A 2,532-nucleotide genomic window follows, 5' to 3' on the forward strand; every position below is an offset into this window, starting at 1 on the left:
CTGCTCGACGTGGTGGCGCCCAATGCCGAAGACGCCGAATGGGAGGGCCGCTACACCACCGACACTCCTGCCGACGGATGGCAGAAGCCCGGCTTCGACGACACCGCATGGAAGCAGGGCAAGGCCGCCTTTGGCACCAAGGAAAACCTCACCATGCGCACGCTCTGGACCGGCGACGACAGCAATATCTACATACGCCGCACCGTCACGCTCACTGCCGACCAGCTCGCCCGCGACCTCTATGTCATCTGGTCGCACGACGACGATGGCACCCTCTTCATCAACGGCACCCAGGTGCGCAGCGAGAAGGGCTATAGAGACGGCGCCCGCATCGCGCTCACTGCCGACATGAAGCGGCTGCTGCATGAGGGCGAAAACCTCATTGCCATGCACGGACACAATGGCACCAAGGGCGCACTGGCCGACTTCGGCCTCTACTGCGACGCTGCCCCCGTGCTCAAGGAGATACGCCAGGCGCGCCAGACCTCTGTCAGCGTGCTCGCCACCAGCACATACTACACCTTCGAGTGCGGCCCCGTCAAACTCGACGTGGTCTTCACCTCGCCCATGCTCTACGACGACCTCGAGCTGCTTTCCACCCCAGTGGGATACATCTCCTACCGCGTGGCAGCCACCGACGGCAAGACCCACGATGTGCAGTTCTTCATGGGCGCCGACCCCATGGTGGCCAAGTTCAAGAAGCCCCAGCCCACGCGGTCTACCTTTGAGACCCACAATGGCGTGAACTATGTCAAGACAGGCACCATAAACCAAGCCATCCTTGCCACCAAGGGCGACGGAGTGTGCATTGACTGGGGCTACTTCTACATGCCCGCCGTCAATGGTACCGTGAGCCTGGGCGAGAGCACCGCCATGATGACCGCCTTCATACGCAAAGGTGCCCTGCTCGCGACCCAGACCGAGATGATAAGCCGCAAGAGCTACGATGTGCCCACCCTCGCCTATATGCGCAACCTGGGCCAGGTGACCACTGCCGAGAGCTACATGATGATTGGCTACGACGAGATTTACGACATCGAGTACATGTTCCACCGTTACAAGGGCTACTGGGCACGTGACGGCCGAACAACTATCTTTGACGCCTTCGACCGTTATCATAGAGACTATCAGAATATCATGGAGCGCAGCCGCCTGCTCGACAAGCGCATCTACGACGACGCCCTCGCCGCAGGCAACGTGCACTACGCCGAGCTGCTCTCTGCCTCCTACCGCCATGTCATGGCAGCCCACAAGCTCTTTGAAGACAACGACGGCAACCTGCTCTTCTTCTCCAAGGAGAACGCGTCTAACGGCTGTGTCAACACCGTCGACCTCACCTATCCCTCAGCCCCCCTCTTCCTGATATACAATCCCGAACTGGTCAAGGCCATGATGACCAGCATCTTCGAGTATAGCCGCAGCGGCCGGTGGGACAAGCCCTTTGCCGCCCACGACCTGGGCACCTATCCCATAGCCAACGGCCAGGTATACGGAGCCGACATGCCGCTCGAGGAGGCTGGCAATATGCTCACCCTTGCCGCCGAAATCTCGCGCATCGAGGGCAACACAGCCTACGCCGACCGCTACTGGGACATCATCACCACCTGGGCCGACTATCTGGTAGAACACGGACTCGACCCCGCCAACCAGCTCTGCACCGACGACTTCGCCGGACACTGGGCACACAACGCCAATCTGGCGCTCAAGGCCATCATGGGTGTGGCTGGTTATGCTAAGATGGCAGAGATACGCGGCAATGCCGATGTGGCCAAGCGCTACATGGACAAGGCCCGCGAGATGGGCAAGCAGTGGGAGCAGATGGCGCGCGAGGGCGACCACTACCGGCTCGCCTACGACCGCGAAGGCACCTGGAGCCAGAAGTACAACATCGTGTGGGACAAGATGTGGGGCACCCATATCTTCTCGGACAAGGTGATGGACCGCGAGTTCAAGTATTATCTCACCAAGCAGAACAAGTATGGCTTGCCGCTCGACTGTCGTAAGGACTACACCAAGAGCGACTGGATTATGTGGCTCGCGGGTATGGCCCCCAACGCCAAGACCTTCGAGGCGCTCATGGATCCTGTCTACACCTATGTCAACGAGACTCCCACACGCGTGCCCATCAGTGACTGGCACAACACCAAGACCGGCCGCCAGCAGGGATTTAAGGCCCGCTCGGTTATCGGTGGCTACTGGATGAAAGTGTTGATGGACAAAAACAAGAAGAAATGAAATACACATTCCTATCATTGACCCTATTGGTGGTTTCGGCGATGGCCGGAGCCACCAATGCCGTTGCTGCCCCCGCCAAGGGCAAGCCCGCTGTGGCGGTGACAGCCACCCGCGTCGAGGGGCTCGACCACGCCGAGGGCATAGACTGCCCCCGACCACGCTTCAGCTGGCAGCTTGATGCCTCTGTGCCCAACGTCAAGCAGACGGCTTACCGCATACGCGTGGCATCGTCGCCCCAGCTGCTGCGCAAGGGCAAAGCTGACCTCTGGGACTCTGGCCGTCAGCCGTCTGACCGCC

2 protein-coding genes are annotated in these 2,532 nt (G+C 60.3%); both read left to right on the forward strand.

What is annotated here, in order from left to right:
- The coding region (locus CIK94_RS02620; RefSeq protein WP_144008279.1) for a glutaminase domain-containing protein at positions 1 to 2,235 on the forward strand (2,235 nt) is incomplete at its 5' end.
- Positions 2,232 to 2,532 (forward strand): hypothetical protein (locus tag CIK94_RS02625; RefSeq protein WP_144008280.1); only part of this gene is annotated, 301 nt, incomplete at its 3' end. The genes CIK94_RS02620 and CIK94_RS02625, both read left to right, overlap by 4 nt.

Origin of the sequence: Prevotella sp. P4-51 (assembly GCF_002251455.1) — a bacterium.
GTDB lineage: Bacteria > Bacteroidota > Bacteroidia > Bacteroidales > Bacteroidaceae > Prevotella.